This is a genomic window from Mycobacteroides chelonae, from assembly GCF_016767715.1.
GTDB classification, from domain to species: domain Bacteria; phylum Actinomycetota; class Actinomycetes; order Mycobacteriales; family Mycobacteriaceae; genus Mycobacterium; species Mycobacterium gwanakae.
This window is the reverse complement of the sequence record NZ_CP050145.1, coordinates 1,696,534-1,711,979: the sequence shown is the minus strand read 5'-3', so window position 1 is coordinate 1,711,979 and position 15,446 is coordinate 1,696,534. Positions and strand designations below refer to the sequence as shown.

17 protein-coding genes are annotated in these 15,446 nt (G+C 65.3%); 7 read left to right on the top strand and 10 right to left on the bottom strand.

Annotation, left to right across the window (positions count from 1 at the left end; translation table 11 throughout):
• Positions 1-12 precede the first annotated feature (12 nt).
• Positions 13-273 (top strand): 30S ribosomal protein S20, encoded by a 261-nt coding sequence (gene rpsT, locus HBA99_RS08465; protein WP_030095153.1) that lies wholly within the window; start codon positions 13-15, stop codon positions 271-273.
• 73 nt (positions 274-346) lie between these two features.
• Here rpsT and holA read toward each other — a convergent pair whose 3' ends face one another.
• Positions 347-1,297, bottom strand: coding sequence for a DNA polymerase III subunit delta (gene holA, locus HBA99_RS08460; RefSeq protein ID WP_070951266.1), 951 nt, complete (start codon positions 1,295-1,297; stop codon positions 347-349).
• A gap of 131 nt (positions 1,298-1,428) precedes the next feature.
• Here holA and HBA99_RS08455 point away from each other — a divergent pair, with 131 nt between their 5' ends.
• From HBA99_RS08455 to HBA99_RS08430, 6 genes are all read left to right on the top strand, one after another.
• On the top strand, positions 1,429-3,282 hold the full coding sequence (locus HBA99_RS08455; protein ID WP_070951267.1) for a hypothetical protein: 1,854 nt from the start codon (positions 1,429-1,431) through the stop codon (positions 3,280-3,282).
• Positions 3,279-3,437, top strand: coding sequence for a hypothetical protein (locus HBA99_RS08450; RefSeq protein ID WP_044104331.1), 159 nt, complete (start codon positions 3,279-3,281; stop codon positions 3,435-3,437). The genes HBA99_RS08455 and HBA99_RS08450 overlap by 4 nt, the downstream gene beginning before the upstream one ends.
• Before the next feature lie 18 nt (positions 3,438-3,455).
• Positions 3,456-3,821, top strand: a complete 366-nt coding sequence (locus HBA99_RS08445; protein WP_030095150.1) for a hypothetical protein — start codon at positions 3,456-3,458, stop codon at positions 3,819-3,821.
• On the top strand, positions 3,818-5,143 hold the full coding sequence (locus HBA99_RS08440; protein ID WP_070951268.1) for a hypothetical protein: 1,326 nt from the start codon (positions 3,818-3,820) through the stop codon (positions 5,141-5,143). Before HBA99_RS08445 ends, HBA99_RS08440 begins: the two co-directional genes overlap by 4 nt.
• 84 nt (positions 5,144-5,227) lie before the next feature.
• Entirely contained in the window at positions 5,228-6,643 is a 1,416-nt protein-coding gene (locus HBA99_RS08435; protein ID WP_070951269.1) for an FAD-dependent oxidoreductase, read from the top strand.
• Positions 6,644-6,649: 6 nt separating this feature from the next.
• Complete coding sequence (locus HBA99_RS08430; RefSeq protein WP_057968531.1) at positions 6,650-7,384, top strand: maleylpyruvate isomerase N-terminal domain-containing protein; 735 nt, start codon at positions 6,650-6,652, stop codon at positions 7,382-7,384.
• Positions 7,385-7,391: 7 nt separating this feature from the next.
• Here HBA99_RS08430 and HBA99_RS08425 read toward each other — a convergent pair whose 3' ends face one another.
• The 9 genes from HBA99_RS08425 to HBA99_RS08385 form a co-directional block, all read right to left on the bottom strand.
• Positions 7,392-8,909 carry a ComEC/Rec2 family competence protein gene (locus tag HBA99_RS08425; protein ID WP_070952286.1) on the bottom strand — a complete coding sequence of 506 codons (1,518 nt, stop codon included), beginning with the start codon at positions 8,907-8,909 and terminating at the stop codon, positions 7,392-7,394.
• A gap of 14 nt (positions 8,910-8,923) precedes the next feature.
• Positions 8,924-9,718, bottom strand: a complete 795-nt coding sequence (locus HBA99_RS08420; protein ID WP_057964964.1) for a ComEA family DNA-binding protein — start codon at positions 9,716-9,718, stop codon at positions 8,924-8,926.
• Positions 9,719-9,805: 87 nt separating this feature from the next.
• A complete protein-coding gene (locus tag HBA99_RS08415; protein ID WP_070923861.1) occupies positions 9,806-10,642 on the bottom strand; it encodes a DegV family protein in 837 nt (278 codons plus the stop codon).
• Positions 10,643-10,645: 3 nt separating this feature from the next.
• A complete protein-coding gene (octT, locus tag HBA99_RS08410) occupies positions 10,646-11,389 on the bottom strand; it encodes a diglucosylglycerate octanoyltransferase (RefSeq protein ID WP_070951270.1) in 744 nt (247 codons plus the stop codon).
• Entirely contained in the window at positions 11,376-12,041 is a 666-nt protein-coding gene (gene gpgP, locus HBA99_RS08405; protein WP_057964966.1) for a glucosyl-3-phosphoglycerate phosphatase, read from the bottom strand. The genes octT and gpgP overlap by 14 nt, the downstream gene beginning before the upstream one ends.
• Complete coding sequence (gene rsfS / locus HBA99_RS08400; RefSeq protein ID WP_030095141.1) at positions 12,038-12,451, bottom strand: ribosome silencing factor; 414 nt, start codon at positions 12,449-12,451, stop codon at positions 12,038-12,040. The genes gpgP and rsfS overlap by 4 nt, the downstream gene beginning before the upstream one ends.
• Positions 12,448-13,077 carry a nicotinate-nucleotide adenylyltransferase gene (gene nadD / locus HBA99_RS08395; RefSeq protein ID WP_267888644.1) on the bottom strand — a complete coding sequence of 210 codons (630 nt, stop codon included), beginning with the start codon at positions 13,075-13,077 and terminating at the stop codon, positions 12,448-12,450. The genes rsfS and nadD overlap by 4 nt, the downstream gene beginning before the upstream one ends.
• 71 nt (positions 13,078-13,148) lie before the next feature.
• Entirely contained in the window at positions 13,149-14,561 is a 1,413-nt protein-coding gene (locus HBA99_RS08390) for a vWA domain-containing protein (protein WP_057964967.1), read from the bottom strand.
• A 31-nt stretch (positions 14,562-14,592) separates the two neighbouring features.
• The gene (locus HBA99_RS08385) at positions 14,593-15,441 is read right to left on the bottom strand and encodes an AAA family ATPase (protein ID WP_070951271.1); all 849 of its coding nucleotides are present in this window, start codon (positions 15,439-15,441) and stop codon (positions 14,593-14,595) included.
• Positions 15,442-15,446 lie beyond the last annotated feature (5 nt).

Sequence of the window (15,446 nt, the reverse complement as noted above, 5' to 3'; positions counted from 1 at the left end):
GGACTTAGACGCGTGGCCAATATCAAGTCGCAGGAAAAGCGCATCCGCACCAACGAGCGTGCCCGGTTGCGCAACCAGGCGACCAAGTCATCCCTGCGCACGGCCGTCCGCGGTTTCCGCGACGCGCTCGCCGAGGGTGACAAGGAGAAGGCGGGCGAGCTGCTCGTCTCGACCAGCCGCAAGCTGGACAAGGCCGTCACCAAGGGTGTCATCCACAAGAACCAGGCCGCCAACAAGAAGTCGGCGCTCGCCCTGGCTCTGAACAAGCTCTGATCTAATTTTCCGATCAACGCCGAGCGCGCGAGCGCGCTCGGCGTTTTTCGTGTCGTGAGGCAGCCCCGCGGGCTCAGGTGTTCACCAGCTCGGCCACCTTGCGCACCGCCGATTCCAGGGCGTAGTCGGCATCGGCCGCCACCCCCTTCACATCGGCGTTGAGCGCGGCCACCACCCGGATGGCCTCGGCCACCGCGTCACGCGACCACCGGCGCGCTTGCTTCTGTGCCTTTTCGATACGCCAGGGCGGCATCCCGAGTTCGGACGCGGCCGCGTAGGCGTTCTGTTTGATCGGCCCCACCCGGGCGATGGTGTGCACCGCCTCGGCGAGCGCATCGGCCAACAGCACATGCGGAACACCCTGCTGCATCGCCCAGCGCAGCGCCTCCGTCGAGCCGGCGACATCACCCACGACCGCCTTGTCGGCGATATCGAATCCGGAGACCTCCGCACGTCCGGAGTGGTAGCGGCGCACCGCGGCCTCATCGACGTTGCCGTCGGTGTCCGATACCAACTGAGAGCACGCGGCGGCTAGTTCACGAATATCGGAGCCGACGGCATCGATCACGATCGCGACCACATCGGCGTCCACCTTCTGCCCCAGGCGGCGGAATTCCTTGTGCACGAAGTCGGCTCGCTCGGCGGCCTTGGTGATCCGCGCGCAGTCGTGAACCGCGGCACCGAGCTTCTGCAACGTGGCGGCGAGCGCCTTCGCACGTCCACCCCCCGAATGTTGAACGAGCAGAAAGGTTCCCGGTGGAAGATCGGCAGCCGCCTGCTCGATGAGGGTGACGGAGTCCTTGCCCGCCTCGGCAGCGGCCTCCACGACGATGACTCTTTCATCGGAGAACAGCGAGGGGCTCAGCAACTCGGCCAGCTCCGCCACGTCGACCTGCCCCGCACGCAGCCGATTGACGGGGATGTCCGCACCCGCCTTACCGCGCACCGCGTGCAGCACCGAGGTCACCGCACGCTCGATCAGTAGTTCTTCGTCCCCCAGGATCAGGTGCAGCGCATCGGTCACGGGACGATCGTCCCATGCCGCGGGGACAGTGAGTGATTAGCACGTACTCCTGTTTGAGCCGAGAAATTCTGGAAACATTACCGACCAGTAGCACTGTTGCTCCCCCACTCAGCGGACAGGATGGCCGGCCAATGACAACGGAGTCTCTGCACATCATCGCTGCTGCCGACGAAGGCGGTGGCGCCGCGCTCGACCAGGTGATCGGCATGTCGGTGGCCGCCACGATCGTCTCGGGCGGCCTGCTGTGGATCGGGTACCTGCACCGCCAGCGACGCATCACCTGGCTCCAGAACCTGGCAGACAAGATCGGCAACAAGTTCAATCGACCACCCTGGGTGGCCCTGCAGATCTGCCTGTTCGTCTCGACCATCGTCGCCGCGCTGTTCGGTTTCATCTGGGACGTCAGCCTGCACATCGGCAAGGGCCGCGACGCGGGCCCGCTGGCCAACCCCGCGCATTACTTCATCCTGTTCGGGTTGTTCCTGCTGTTCATCGCGGGCACGCTGGCGATAGTTCTGCCCTATGACAGGCCCGGTTCGGCGGCGGTGCGCATCACCCGCACCTGGTACGCGCCGGTGGGCGGACTGCTGATGGCGATGTGCGGCCTGTATGCGTTGATCGGGTTCCCGCTGGATGACATCTGGCACCGCATCTTCGGCCAGGACGTCACGCTGTGGGGTCCCACGCACCTGATGCTGATCGGTGGTGCCGGACTGTCGCTGGTCTCCGTGCTGATCCTGGAATACGAAGGCCGGCGTGCCATCGGCTTCAATGCAGATGACGACACCAATTTCGTGAAGTTCTTGCGTTACTTGTCCTTCGGTGGCTTGTTCATCGGGCTGTCGGTGTTCCAGATCGAGTACGACTTCGGTGTCGAACAGTTCCGGCTGGTCCAGCAGCCCATGATGATCGCCGCGGCCGCCGCCTTCGCCGCGGTATGCGCGCGGACCGTGATGGGACGCGGCGCGGCCATCATCGGCGCCCTGCTCGCCATCGTCCTGCGTGCGGCGGTCTCACTACTCGCCGGACCCATCCTCGGCGGACCGACGAGTTGGTTCGCGCTGTATCTCGGGCCGGCCCTGGTCGTCGAACTCATCGCACTAACCCCGCTCATCAAGCGCCCCATCCTGTTCGGCGCCATTGCGGGCCTCGGGGTGGGCACCGCCGGCCTGTGGCTGGAATCGCTCTGGATCGGGGCTGTCTATCGTTACCCGTGGCCACTGAGCATGTGGCCGGAAGCGCTGGCGATGTCGGTGCCTGCCGCCATCGCCATGGGCGTCTGCGGCGCGCTGCTGGGCATGGTGCTCACCGGCCAGAAGCTGCCGAAACGATCGGTGAGCATCACGGCAGTCGTGCTGACGGTGCTGGCGCTGGGTGCCGCGGTGGCCAACGGCCTGCGCACCGAGGTGCCCGAACATGCCACCGCGACAATCACATTGAGCGAACTGTCCAACGACGGCGGTAAGCGGATGGTGTCGGCGGACGTAGTGATCAACCCGCGCGACCTCATCAGTGACGATCCCGAATGGGTGACAATTCTGTCCTGGCAGGGCGGCCTGGCCAATGATCATGGTCTGGCCATCAACAGGCTGCAGAAGATCAGTGAGGGCCACTACCGTTCGACACAGCCCATTCCGGTGTATGGGTCGTGGAAGACGCTGCTGCGCGTGCAGGACGGCACCACCATGACCGGGGTGCCGATCTTCCTTCCCGCCGATCCCGGCATCGGCGCACCGGAGACACCGGCGTTGACGTCAAGCACCCGTCCGTTCACCCAGGAGCTGACGATCCTGCAACGTGAACGCAACCAAAACCATCCCTCGTGGCTGTTCAACGTGGCATCACTGGTGGTGCTGTTCTGCACGCTGGTGCTCATCGCCGCCTTGAGCTGGGGCGCCGGGCGTATCAATGGCACCGAAACTCGCAGCGCCAGTGACGCATTGCCGACTCCGGATCCCAAGGAGCCGGTGTCTCACGGCCCATGACCGTCGAATACCTGGCCGACCACTCACTGCTGTTGGCGTTGCCCGCGTTCGCACCCGCGGTTGTGGTGGCGGGTGTCGTCATCTGGGTGGCGATGCGAGACCGGCGCCAGGCCGACGAGGACGATCCGCTCGGCGAGGAAGAACACCCCGATTAGGAGGAATCAAGGATGACGATGAGAGCCCTGACCGCGATCACCATCGCAGTGCTGGCGTGTGCCGGGTGCACCACTTCGACGAAGGCTCCGGCCACCGACTCCAGTGCGCCGCCGGCACCGCTGACCGTCAGCGTCACCATCAAGAACGGAGTCGTCACGCCAACCAATGCCACGCTGCAGACGCGCGTCGCCGAACCCATCGTGATCCGCGTAGACAGCGATACCGCCGACGAGTTGCACGTTCACTCGACTCCCGACCACAGCTTCGAGATCGAGCCGAAGAGCGGCCAGACGTTCCAGTTCAGCGTCAGTGTGCCCGGAAAGGTCGATGTCGAACTTCACAAACTCAAGAAGACGATCGCGACGATCTCCGTCCAGCCGTGACGGCCGATCGGTCGACGGCGGTACTCGCCCACGGACTGGGCGGTTCGTCCGATCTTCCGATCCCCTACTCCTACGCACTGATTGGCGCGGCGTGGGCGTTGACGTTCACCTTCGCCGTGGTCGCACTGGCCTGGAAAAAGCCCCGGTTCGACGCGAGTCGGCCCGGGCGACCGCTGCCCGACTGGGTCACCGCCGCCGCCGATAGCCCGGTCACCCGCCGGGCCGGCACCGCGCTGGTGCTCCTGGCAACCGCGTGGATCGGCGTGGCCGCGACACTCGGCCCACAGGACGCCACGAATCCGCTGCCCGGTGTCTTCTACGTTCTGCTGTGGGTCGGCGTGGTCGCGCTGTCGCTGCTGTGCGGGCCCGCCTGGCGGGTGCTGTCACCCGTGCGCGCCGTGTACCGAGTACTACCGTTCTCGCGCCGGCCGCCACCCGCCGATTACCCACAGCGATGGGGATATTGGCCCGCGGCTGCGGGTCTGTACATGTTTGTCTGGCTCGAGCTGGCCAGTACCGACCCCGGATCGCTTGGTGCGGTGAAGATCTGGCTCCTGGTATACGTGGCGATAACCCTCGCCGGCGCGCTGGCCTGCGGTACCCGCTGGTGTGCGCGGGCCGATCCGTTCGAGGTCTACAGCATGGTGGCCTCGCGGTTGTCACCGTTGCGGCGCAACGCCGATGGCCGCATCGCTGTCGGCAATCCGTTCGATCATCTGCCGTCACTGCCGATTCGGCCGGGCATCGTGGCGGTGCTCGCCGTGCTGCTGGGTTCGACCGCGTTCGACAGTTTCTCGGCCATGCCCGGCTGGCGCGCGTTTGTCGACGAACTCGCCGGTGACTCGACAGTTGCGGCCGTGACGATCCGAACCGTCGGGCTGGCGGTCTTCGTGGCCACCGTTGCCACCACCTTCTGGCTCGCCGCGCGCGCGACCGGCGGCGTCGATGCGTCCACTCGCCGCGCTCTGCCGGGCCTGCTGGCACATTCATTGATCCCGATCGTGATCGGATACGTGTTCGCTCACTATCTGACTTATCTCGTGGAGCGGGGTCAGCAGACGCTGCTGCGGCTCGCCGACCCTCTCGGGCGCAGATGGCTCTCCGATGTCGACGTCTCCTACGTCTTGTCGATGCACCCCGCGGTGCTTTCCACTCTCAAGGTGGGATTCGTACTGGCCGGGCACATCGCGGGTGTGGTCGCCGCCCATGACCGGGCGCTGCGTGTCCTGCCCAAGAAACACCAGGTGACGGGCCAGCTCGCGATGATGCTGGTGATGGTGGGCTACACCTTCACCGGGCTGTACCTGCTGTTCGGTGGCTAACGGCCGGCTCATTCAAATCTAAGGCTTTTCTAAGAAATTAAGAGGTTAGTAAGAGTAGGGTGCATCGGGACGAAAGGATCGGCGATGACACCTGACAAGCGGGAACACAGAGATCACGCGGTAGTCCTCGGGGCCGGGATGGCCGGACTACTGGCAGCCAGGGTGCTGTCGGAGTCGTACGAAATGGTCACCGTGGTCGAGCGCGACGACCTTAAGACCGCCGCCGCACGCAGCGGGGTGCCCCAGGGGCGGCACATTCACATGTTCATGAGCTCCGGCACGCAAGGACTGGAGCGGTTGTTTCCCGGAATCCGCGACGAGCTCCAGACCAACGGCGCCACGGTGTGCGACGAGGGTGACCTGTCACGCATCACGATGCTGATCGGATCTCGCGAGATCTTCCCTCGATCAGGGAAGTTCCGCGACCCAGAAACACTGCGGCTCTACCTCGCGACCCGACCGTTTCTGGAAATGCATGTACGGCAACGTGTTCAACGCCTGGACAACGTGAAATTCCTGGACGGCCACGACGTCATCGAGCCGATGACCGAAGGGCATCGCGTGACCGGCGTTCGGGTGGCGCGGCGATCCACCGGCCTGGTGACGACGTTGATCTCGGACCTGGTAATCGATGCCACCGGGCGCACGCCGCGGACCCAAACCTTCCTCGATCGGCTCGGCTACCCCCGGCCGGCCACGGTCCGCGCGGAATCACCGGTGACGTACGCGAGCCAACTGCTGCATGTCTCCGACGACACCGACATGGACAAGCTCACCTTCTTCAACCCGGCGCCCAGACGCCCGTACGGCGGAGCCATTGCGCGCTGCGAGAACGGCACCGTGATGCTGACCCTGGGCAAGTTCAATCTGGACGAACCGCCCAGCACTTTCGATGAAATGATCTCTTTTGCAGCACAATTCGTGCCCGAAAGACTCCTGGACACCATCCGCTCGGCGGTACCGATAGGTGATGTGCACGTCTTTAGGTACCGCGAGGCGCTCTGGCGACGCTACGACCAGATGGAGCAGTTCCCCGAGGGCCTGCTGGTGATAGGTGACGCGATTTGCAGTCTGGACCCCATCAAGGGCCAGGGCATGACCATGGCGCTGCTGGAAGCGGTCGCGCTTCGGGACTGCCTCTTCGAGGGCGACGCCCAGCTGGCCCGCCGGTACTTCCGCACCGTCGGTCGGCACATCAACACGGTGTGGCAGCACAACAAGCTATCGGCACCGCTGTTCACCGCAATGCCTGCCGACATCCCCCTCACCCAGCGCGTGCTGTGGAAGCTGACGGCGTGGTGGTCGGACAGGGTCATGATCGCAGCGCGCAACGACATTCAGATCACCGAAACGATTCTGCGTGTTAACAACATGCACGATTCACCGTTGTTGATGCGGCGGCCCGCGTTCCTAGTACGGGTACTGCGTCACTGCTGGCGTCGTCACGACACACACGTAACGACGGCACCCGAGCGTCAACTCGTCCTTGCCGGGACGTAGCCCGCGGTGCCCACCGACGAGCGGCCGCCGGCACTACGGCCGGGTGGTGAGGCGGTCGCCGCGTACCGCCTTGTCTACCAACGTATTGACGCACTTCTTCGAGAGCGCGCCCAGATCGCCGAACTGCCTGTGCCCGCATGCCCGGCCTGGACCGTGCGCCAGACGCTCGCTCACCTCGCTGGACTCGCGCAAGACATCGTGTCGTTCAATCTGGAAGGTATAGGTACCGAGGCGTGGACCCGCGCGCAGGTTGATCGCCTGGCAGGTAAGACTATCGATGAGTTGCTCGATCTCTGGAGCGAGGCGATCGACACGGTGATCGAGCGGGTGGGCCAGGATGGACTCGAAGCGCCAGCCGCCCAACTCGTCTTCGATTCCCTCACCCATGAGCACGACATCCGCGGCGCACTCGGTCAACCTGGCAACCGCACCGAGGATCCGGTCTTCGCCGTCACCCTGGAATTCCTGATGATGAGATTCGACGGAATGGCTCGACAGAACGGGGGACTGACTCTCATGCTGAACACCCCGACGACCGGTTCCGTACAACTCGGCGAACCCGCCACGGCCACAGATAGACTCACCCTCTCGATTCCGGACTTCGAGGCGCTCCGCGCCTTTGGCGGGCGACGTAGCGTGCGACAACTGTCGGCCCTCCCCTGGCATGGAGATCCGGGGGATCTTCTGGCCACCCTCGGTAACGAGTCCATCCGGCCGCCGCGCAACGATCTGATCGAATGACGACTACTCAACCCGACAATCTTGCCGAGATAACCAACGCGAATACGCACAGCGCTGCGGACCAGGCCAACGCTCGAAACCACCTTCGGCGCCACAGCCATACCGAAATACCAAGCAGCACAGCAATCATAATGAAGCCAACCGCTCCCGAGGGCACCGGAATCGCCGTCGATCCACCCGCGGCCGCGTAATCGGCGACGCGCAGCAGCCACCATAGTTCCGGGCCACAGAACCGCAGCAGCACACCTGCGGTCGGCGGTGAGATGACGGCAAGCCCCGCAGCTGCGGTGCCGAGGATGGTGATGGGCGCGATCACGCACCCGGCGACCAGATTCGCCGCGATGGACGCCACGCTGACACTTCCCGATATCGCGGCGATCAGCGGTGCGGTAACCACCTGTGCGGCCACCGCGATGCACAACGCGTCGGCCAAGGGCTTGGGCCAGCCCCGCGCGGTCAGACGTAGCGACCAGCGCGGCGCCAACACCACCAATGCGGCCGTGGCGACCACCGACAGGGCAAAACCGATATCGACGGCAAGACCGGGTGACATGGTCAGCAGAATCAAAGTCGTTGCCGCCAAGGCGGGTATCGCTTGTCGGCGCCGCGCGGTCAACACGCCGAGCAGCCCGATGGCGCCCATTACCGCGGCACGCAACACACTCGGTGAGGGCCTGACGAGGATGACGAAGCCAACCAGGACGAGCCCCGCCAACACCACCGAGGCACGCAGCCCGATCAGCCGTCCCAGCAGCAACATGGCCCCGCACACGATTGACACGTTGGCCCCGGATACCGCCATCAGATGGGTGAGTCCCGATGTCCGGAACATCGCCACGGTGCCCGCGTCGAGCGCACCGGTGTCCCCGAGCACGAGAGCCGGCAGCAATGCGGCTTGGTCGGCGGGCAGTACAGTTCGTGCCACCTCGACAAATCGATCGCGAACACCATTGGCCGCCCCATGAATTGGTGAGCGATCGATAATCCTAGGCTCTCCCGTGGCGTTGAGCATCGCGACAGTCAGGTCACGGCGGGTGGGGCGCGTGACCACCGCACGCAGCTGTACGGTGTCACCGACGGCCATCGCACCCAGTAGCGACACCGACCCGAAGACGATCACGGGCCCGGCGCTCGGCAGTGCGGGATCCCCCAGTGCGACAAGGTCGGCGCGCAGCATCGCCCGGCCCCCGGCGATCGACCTCGGGTCATCGGAGACCCGCAACTGCACCGCCACAACATCTCCCACGCGCGAGCGCAAAGGATGGCTCTGCACTCCGTCGCGCCGTATGCCCGCGGCCACCGAGAATCCAACACCGGCAACCAGGACGACGAGCGCCGCACCGGCGAAGGCCTTGTTCAGGCGGTGGCGGGACACGTGCACCGCGAGTGCCCCGACTCCCAGTACGGCAGCACTGAAATACCCTATTGGCCACATGATTCCCGCGGCGGTCGCCGCCCAAGCGGCGAGCGCGGGAGGTACCAGCCGCAGATCCAGGACAGTGTCTTCGGGCTGAACCTCGTTCACCGGATTGGTTTGAGTCACAGCACGACGAGGGCGCGCAGCTTGTCCAGACGCGAGGGGCCTATCCCGTCTACTTCCGAGAGCTGGTCGATGCTGGTGAACTTGCCATGCTCGGATCGCCACCGCACAATCGACGCCGCCATGACCGGCCCCACGCCGGGCAACTCATCCAGCTCGGATTCCGTTGCCGTGTTGAGGTTTACCCGCCCCGGCGGTGCCGCCCCGCTGGCTGCGCTACCGGCAGATGGCGATTGCCCGGCGGCGATGATGGAACTCGCCATCCCCGCGGGCTGACCTGCTGCCGGGGCCAGGCCGACCACTATCTGGTCGCCATCGGCAACCGGCCGAGCCATGTTCAGCGTCACGATATCGGCGCCGTTGGCCGCCCCGCCGGCCGCCGTCACCGCGTCGGCGACCCGTGCGCCGCTGGTCAACGTGACCAGGCCCGGTCTTGTCACCAAACCGGCCACACTGATGACCAACGAACTAGGTGCCGACACAGAACTCGATGAAACCGGTTGCACCGGAGGCAGATGTGCACTCACCGGAGGCGGCGGCTGACGCATCACGGTGAAGACGGTGACCAGCACTGCCAGCACGCCGATCGCGCCCAGGGCGACGACCCCGGCACGACCAGGGTCGGTACGGACGGACTCCAGCCAACTCCGCGCACCGTCTGTCGTCAGTGAATCCGGAAGCCAACGCAACGCGGAATCCGGTTCCGCACCTGTCGCCGCCCCCACGTCGTCGTCATCCTCATCGGGCTCGCGCCCGGGCGGTGCGAGGCGTCGGTGCAGCAGCTCGGAATCCATATCTCGACGCTAGAAAGCGCCCATGCATCCGGCCAGGGACGACGCGTGATCTGTGGATGAATACGGAACTGTGGAAACCGGACGGCGTCAATCCACAGGTTCGGCGCACACCCCGACGGCACCAGGGCCCACATGCACCGCCAGCACCGGCCCCATCTCCGAGATCACCGGATCATGAGCGGTGAGCAATCGCGAGCACACCAGCTCGTTGACCTTCTCCGCGGTTTCGGTGTTGTCGACATGGTGGATCGTCACCGAGACACGGCGCTCCCCCACGAACTCGACGATGTTGTCGACCATCGCCCCGATCGCCTTGGTGGCGGTGCGAACACGCTGCGCCAGCACCAGCTTGCCGTCATCGTCGATCTGCAGCACCGGCTTGAGCGCCAGCGCGGTGCCCAACCACGACGAGGTGGCGCTGATACGCCCGCTACGCCGCAGATGATCCAGCTTGTGCACCACCATGACGCATCGACTGCGCCCGACCGCATCCCGTGCCGCCTGGTATGCCGCACTCAGATCGGCACCGGCCGCCGCGGCCCGCGCCGCGGCCAGCGCGACGAAACCACTGCCCATCGCGGCCGACCGCGAATCAACGACATGCACGCGATCGCCGTACTCACGGGCGGCATGTTCGGCAGCCTCGAATGTGCTGGACAGTCTGCCGGACAGATGGACCGCGACGACGCCGTCACCGCCGCTGTCGATCAAGGCCTGCCGATACACCTCGCTGAGCTCGGCGGGCGAGGCGCCAGCGGTGGTGGCACGGCCCTTCTCGTACACCGAGGCGGGGATCGGATCCACACCGTCGCGCAGATCCTGCTCACCGGTCAACACGTGCAACGGCACTAGCCGAATACCCAGCATGCCGGCATCTTGCGGCTGCAGTCGCGCCCCTGAATCCGTCACCACCACGACCGGCATGGGTCACCGAACCCCAAGCTCGGGCAGCACACTCCGTAATGCGTTGATCATCAATTCGGCAACGCGCTCATGTGCGACAAAGTTCCAGTGGATCCCGTCCGGGTTTCCCCGGCCTGAGAAGATCTCCTCGCCGACGGCCTCCTTGAGGTCCACCACGGGCAGCTCGTGTTCGGCCGCCCAGGTCTGGATCGCGGTCGCGGTGGCTTCCCTGCCGGAGTGCACACGACCGTACGACTCGGCGATGTGCACCGATGGCAGCGAGGCGATCATGGGCAGCCCGGGGCGATTAAAATCGAGTGCACCACGGGTCTTTTCGAGATACTCCACGGTGAGCTTGGGTGGCAGCGCCACCCGCGCGATCGGTGAAAGCCGCGGCTGCAACCAGCCATAACCGTCACGGACCCAGCTCCGCAGCCGCGGTGGACGGATCAGTCTGATCGACTCGCGCAGCGCCGTCGGGAGCGGGGAGGGCAGGGAATCCATGCCGCTGGTCGCAAAGATGACGGCCCCGGCATGCGGGACCGCCGCCCACGCGCGTGGGTCCTGGATGGCCGCCCACCACACGTCCCGGCAGGTCCAGCCGATGCGCGCGATCAGTTCGACATCCCAATCGAGATACCGCCCAACGATATTGGGCCAAATTCTGGGGTCATCCGCGGGTAGGCCCCCGGTGGGCCCGTAATAGGACAACGAGTCCGCGAAGATCAGTAGCTTCTTACGCCCTGCACCTTCCTCAGAGGACGTCATTGGTCACCTGCGCCGAGGCGTTCCACACATCCAGGCGCCACCGGATGTCCTCGAATCCGGCGCCGTCGGCCGAATGTCCGCCCAGCTGAACCCAGCTCGCATTGCCCATCCCGCCGAGCACCGGCCAATTGCTGACGTCCAGCCGCAGCAGTGCGGCGGTCAGCGCAGCGATCAGACCACCGTGAGCGACAAGAACCACCGGGTGATCGCGCTCGTCTGTTCCCCATTCCGTCACCGACTCAACAAGTTCGGCGACCAGGGGTACGCTGCGATTGGCCACATCGATGCGGCTCTCGCCGCCGTGCGGAGCCAGCGTCGCGTCATCGCGCCACTCGGCCCGGGCACCGGGGGCAATGGCGTCGACCTCGTGATGGGTCAGGCCCTGCCAATCGCCGAGATGTGTTTCGCGCAGCCGCTCATCGACGGATACCCCCACATGGCAGCGGTCCGCGAGGGCAGTCGCGGTGTCGTACGCCCGCTGCAGATCCGAGGACACAATCACCAGCGGGAGCCTCTTGGCCAGCACCTCGGCCGCAGCCACTGCCTGCGCCCGGCCCAGATCCGACAGCCCGGTATCCAGCTGCCCCTGCATTCGGCTATCGGCGTTGAAGGTCGTTTGCCCGTGCCGCAGTAACACCAACCGGCGGATCATGCGCCGTCCTCCGCATCGGCGTCGCCATCGACGGAAAGATCCGCCGGCAACGCGTCCAGGTCCACCGCAATGGTCGGGCAGTCACGCCAAAGCCGTTCCAGTGCATAGTAATTACGTTCGTCTTCATGCTGGACATGCACCACCACGTCCACATAGTCCAGAAGTGTCCAGCGCCCCTCGCGGCCACCTTCGCGGCGCACCGGCTTCTGTCCGGCCCGACGCAGCACCTCCTCGACCTGGTCGACGATCGCGTTCACCTGACGCTCGTTGGAGGCGGATGCGATGACGAAACAGTCGGTGATGACCAACTGTTCGGAGACGTCTATGACGACGACGTCGGTGGCGAGCTTGGAGGCGGCGGCCTGTGCGGCCAGCGTCGCCAGCTCAACGGCGTCTGTTGCGGCGGTCATGCGTGGACTCCTCGATCTTCCTTGTTTCCGCCGTAAAGGCGATGTTTGGCGACGTACTGCACCACGCCGTCGGGCACCAGGTACCAGATCGGGCGAGCCTGCCCAGCCCGGATTCTGCAGTCGGTCGACGAAATGGCGAGCGCGGGCACCTCGACGAGCGAGAGCCCGTCGGGCGGCAGCTCGGCATGGGCGATGTGATCGGAGCTCAGTTCGTACCCTGGCCGACTGACCCCGATGAACTTGGCCAAGGTGAACAGCTGCTCCCAGTTCTCCCACGACAGGATCGATGCCAACGCATCCGCACCGGTGATGAAGTACAGGTCCGCATCGGGATGCGCGTCACGCAGATCGACGAGCGTATCGACGGTGTAGGTCGCGCCGCCCCGGTCGATATCGGCCCGGCTGACGGTGAACCGCGGATTCGACGCCGTGGCGATAACGGTCATCAGATACCGGTGCTCGGCGGCGCTGACCTTGCGCCCCTGCTTCTGCCACGGCTGACCCGTCGGCACGAAGATGACCTCGTCGAGCTCGAATCGGTCGGCGACCTCGCTGGCGGCAACCAAGTGACCATTGTGGATGGGATCGAATGTCCCGCCCATCACCCCGAGCCGGCGCCGCTGCACTGAGCCGCTTGCGCCAGGAACGTCGGGGTCAGATTGCACGAATTGCCAGCTTACTGGACCAACGACCGGAGCTAGACCGGCAGCAGGTTGTCGATCACCGTGGCCAGCTGCTTGGCCGATCGGCATTCGTGCATGGCGATGGCGTCCTGGTACCGCGTGGCGGCCGAATCACCGGTTCCCCAGTGGTTCTTGGGCTCGGGGTTGAGCCAATGGGCGTGCCGGCTGGAAGAAACCATCGTCGAGAGCACCTCGACGGCCGGATTGCGGTAGTTGGTGCGTGCGTCCCCCAGGATGAGCAACGCACTGCGCGGGGAAAGGACCGTCGGGAACTTCTCGACAAACGTCTTGAACGCGTGCCCATAGTCGCTATGCCCGTCGCCGGTGAACACCTGGGCCTCCCGGGTGATCCGCACAATGGCCTCGGCCAGGTCGGTATCGGGCGTGAACAGGTGGGTCACCTCGTCGGTGGTGTCGATGAACGCGAAGACGCGCACCCGCGAGAACTGCTGACGCAATGCGTGCACAAGAAGCAGCGTGAAATGCGAAAACCCTGCCACCGACCCGGACACATCGCACAGCACTACCAGCTCGGGCCGCGCCGGGCGTGGCTTCTTCTGCACGACATCGATGGGCACACCGCCGGTGGACATGGACTTACGCAGCGTGCGACGCAGATCGATCTGACCGGTGTGCGCACGCCGGCGCCGTGCCGCCAGCCGGCTGGCCAGCATCCGTGCCAACGGGTGCACCACTCGGCGCATGTTGCGCAGCTGCTCCCCCGAAGCACGCAGGAACTCCACGTTCTCGGCCAGTTGCGGCACCCCGTATGCGGTCACGCGCTCGCGCCCCAGCTGTTCGGCGGTGCGACGCTTGGTCTCCGCCTCGACGAGCTGACGCACCTTCGAGATACGTTGTTTGGCAATCGCTTTCGCGACGGCTTCATCCGAGGGTGATGCATCGTCGCCACTGCCGAGCAGGCCCAGCAGCAGCTTGGCCTCGATCTGGTCCAGGGACAGCGACTTCATGGCCTGGTACGCCGAGTACGACGTTCCCCGGGTGGAGTTGTACTTGCCGTAGGCCTCCACGATCTGCGCGATCAACGAATTCAGTGGCAGGTCGCCGGCATCGGAGGCCAACAGGTCCACGAGCTGATCACGCACCTGATCGATGTCCTGAATATCAACGCTGTCGTCGTCGACCTCGACGAAACGGGCACCGAGCGCGGGCGGGAACCACAGGTCGAACAACACATCGAATGTGGGCCGGTGATCGGCGCGGCGCAGCACCGCACATGCCAGCCCTTCGCGCAGTTCCGTGCGGCTCTGCAGCCCCAGCACCGTCATGACTCGGCCCGCGTCCACCGTCTCCGACGGACCCACCGAGATGCCTTGTTCGCGTAACGCTTCCACGAAACCCACCAGATGCCCCGGCAGACCGTGCGGCGCCAGGGGCAGCACCACCTTCGCGGGCTTACGCGCGGGCATTAGTGCCGTCTCTTCTTCGCTCGAGCGCTCATCAGTTCAGCCTCAGCTCTCCCGCGGCCCGCTGCTGGTCGGAGTGATGTTTGAGAATCACACCGAGCGTCGACGCGATGACGGCGTCGTCGAGGGTGTCCAGGCCGAGCGCCAAGATGGTGCGCCCCCAGTCGATGGTCTCGGCCACCGAGGGGACCTTCTTGAGCTGCATGTTGCGCAGCACACCGATGATGCGCACCAGCTCCTCGGCCAGCGCGGCCGGCAGCTCGGGCACCCTCTTGAGCAGGATGCGCCGCTCCAGTTCGGCATCGGGAAAGTCGATATGCAGGAACAAGCAGCGCCGCTTGAGGGCCTCGGAAAGCTCGCGGGTGGCGTTGGAGGTCAGCAGCACGAAGGGCTGCCTGCTGGCCTTGATGGTGCCCAGTTCGGGAACCGTGACGGCGAAGTCGCTGAGCACCTCCAAGAGCAGGCCCTCGACTTCGATATCGGCCTTGTCGGTCTCGTCGATGAGCAGAACCGTCGGATCCTCGCGGCGGATCGCCGTCAACAGCGGCCGTGAAAGCAGGAACTCCTCGGCGAAGACATCGGTCTTGGTCTCATCCCAGTCACCGGATCCGGCCTGGATACGCAGAATCTGCTTGGCGTGGTTCCACTCGTACAGGGCACGTGCCTCGTCGACACCCTCGTAGCACTGCAGACGTACCAGACCCGAGCCGGTGGTTTGTGCCACCGCCCTGGCCAATTCGGTCTTGCCGACACCCGCGGGGCCCTCCACCAGGAGGGGCTTGCCGAGCCGGTCGGCAAGGAATACCGCTGTCGCCGTGGCAGTGTCGGCAAGGTATCCGGTCTCGGCCAGCCGGGCGGTCACGTCGTCGATGCTGCTGAACATCGGCG

Coding starts and splice junctions, on each gene's coding strand:
- HBA99_RS08420 (WP_057964964.1), bottom strand. CDS start 9,718: ATGGATTCCGAGCTGCTGCACCGACGCCTCGCACCGCCCGGGCGCGAG.
- HBA99_RS08390 (WP_057964967.1), bottom strand. CDS start 14,561: ATGCCCGCGCGTAAGCCCGCGAAGGTGGTGCTGCCCCTGGCGCCGCAC.
- HBA99_RS08415 (WP_070923861.1), bottom strand. CDS start 10,642: ATGCCGGTCGTGGTGGTGACGGATTCAGGGGCGCGACTGCAGCCGCAA.
- HBA99_RS08455 (WP_070951267.1), top strand. CDS start 1,429: ATGACAACGGAGTCTCTGCACATCATCGCTGCTGCCGACGAAGGCGGT.
- HBA99_RS08450 (WP_044104331.1), top strand. CDS start 3,279: ATGACCGTCGAATACCTGGCCGACCACTCACTGCTGTTGGCGTTGCCC.
- rsfS (WP_030095141.1), bottom strand. CDS start 12,451: ATGACCGCCGCAACAGACGCCGTTGAGCTGGCGACGCTGGCCGCACAG.
- octT (WP_070951270.1), bottom strand. CDS start 11,389: ATGACGTCCTCTGAGGAAGGTGCAGGGCGTAAGAAGCTACTGATCTTC.
- HBA99_RS08385 (WP_070951271.1), bottom strand. CDS start 15,441: ATGTTCAGCAGCATCGACGACGTGACCGCCCGGCTGGCCGAGACCGGA.
- gpgP (WP_057964966.1), bottom strand. CDS start 12,041: ATGATCCGCCGGTTGGTGTTACTGCGGCACGGGCAAACGACCTTCAAC.
- HBA99_RS08445 (WP_030095150.1), top strand. CDS start 3,456: ATGAGAGCCCTGACCGCGATCACCATCGCAGTGCTGGCGTGTGCCGGG.
- HBA99_RS08435 (WP_070951269.1), top strand. CDS start 5,228: ATGACACCTGACAAGCGGGAACACAGAGATCACGCGGTAGTCCTCGGG.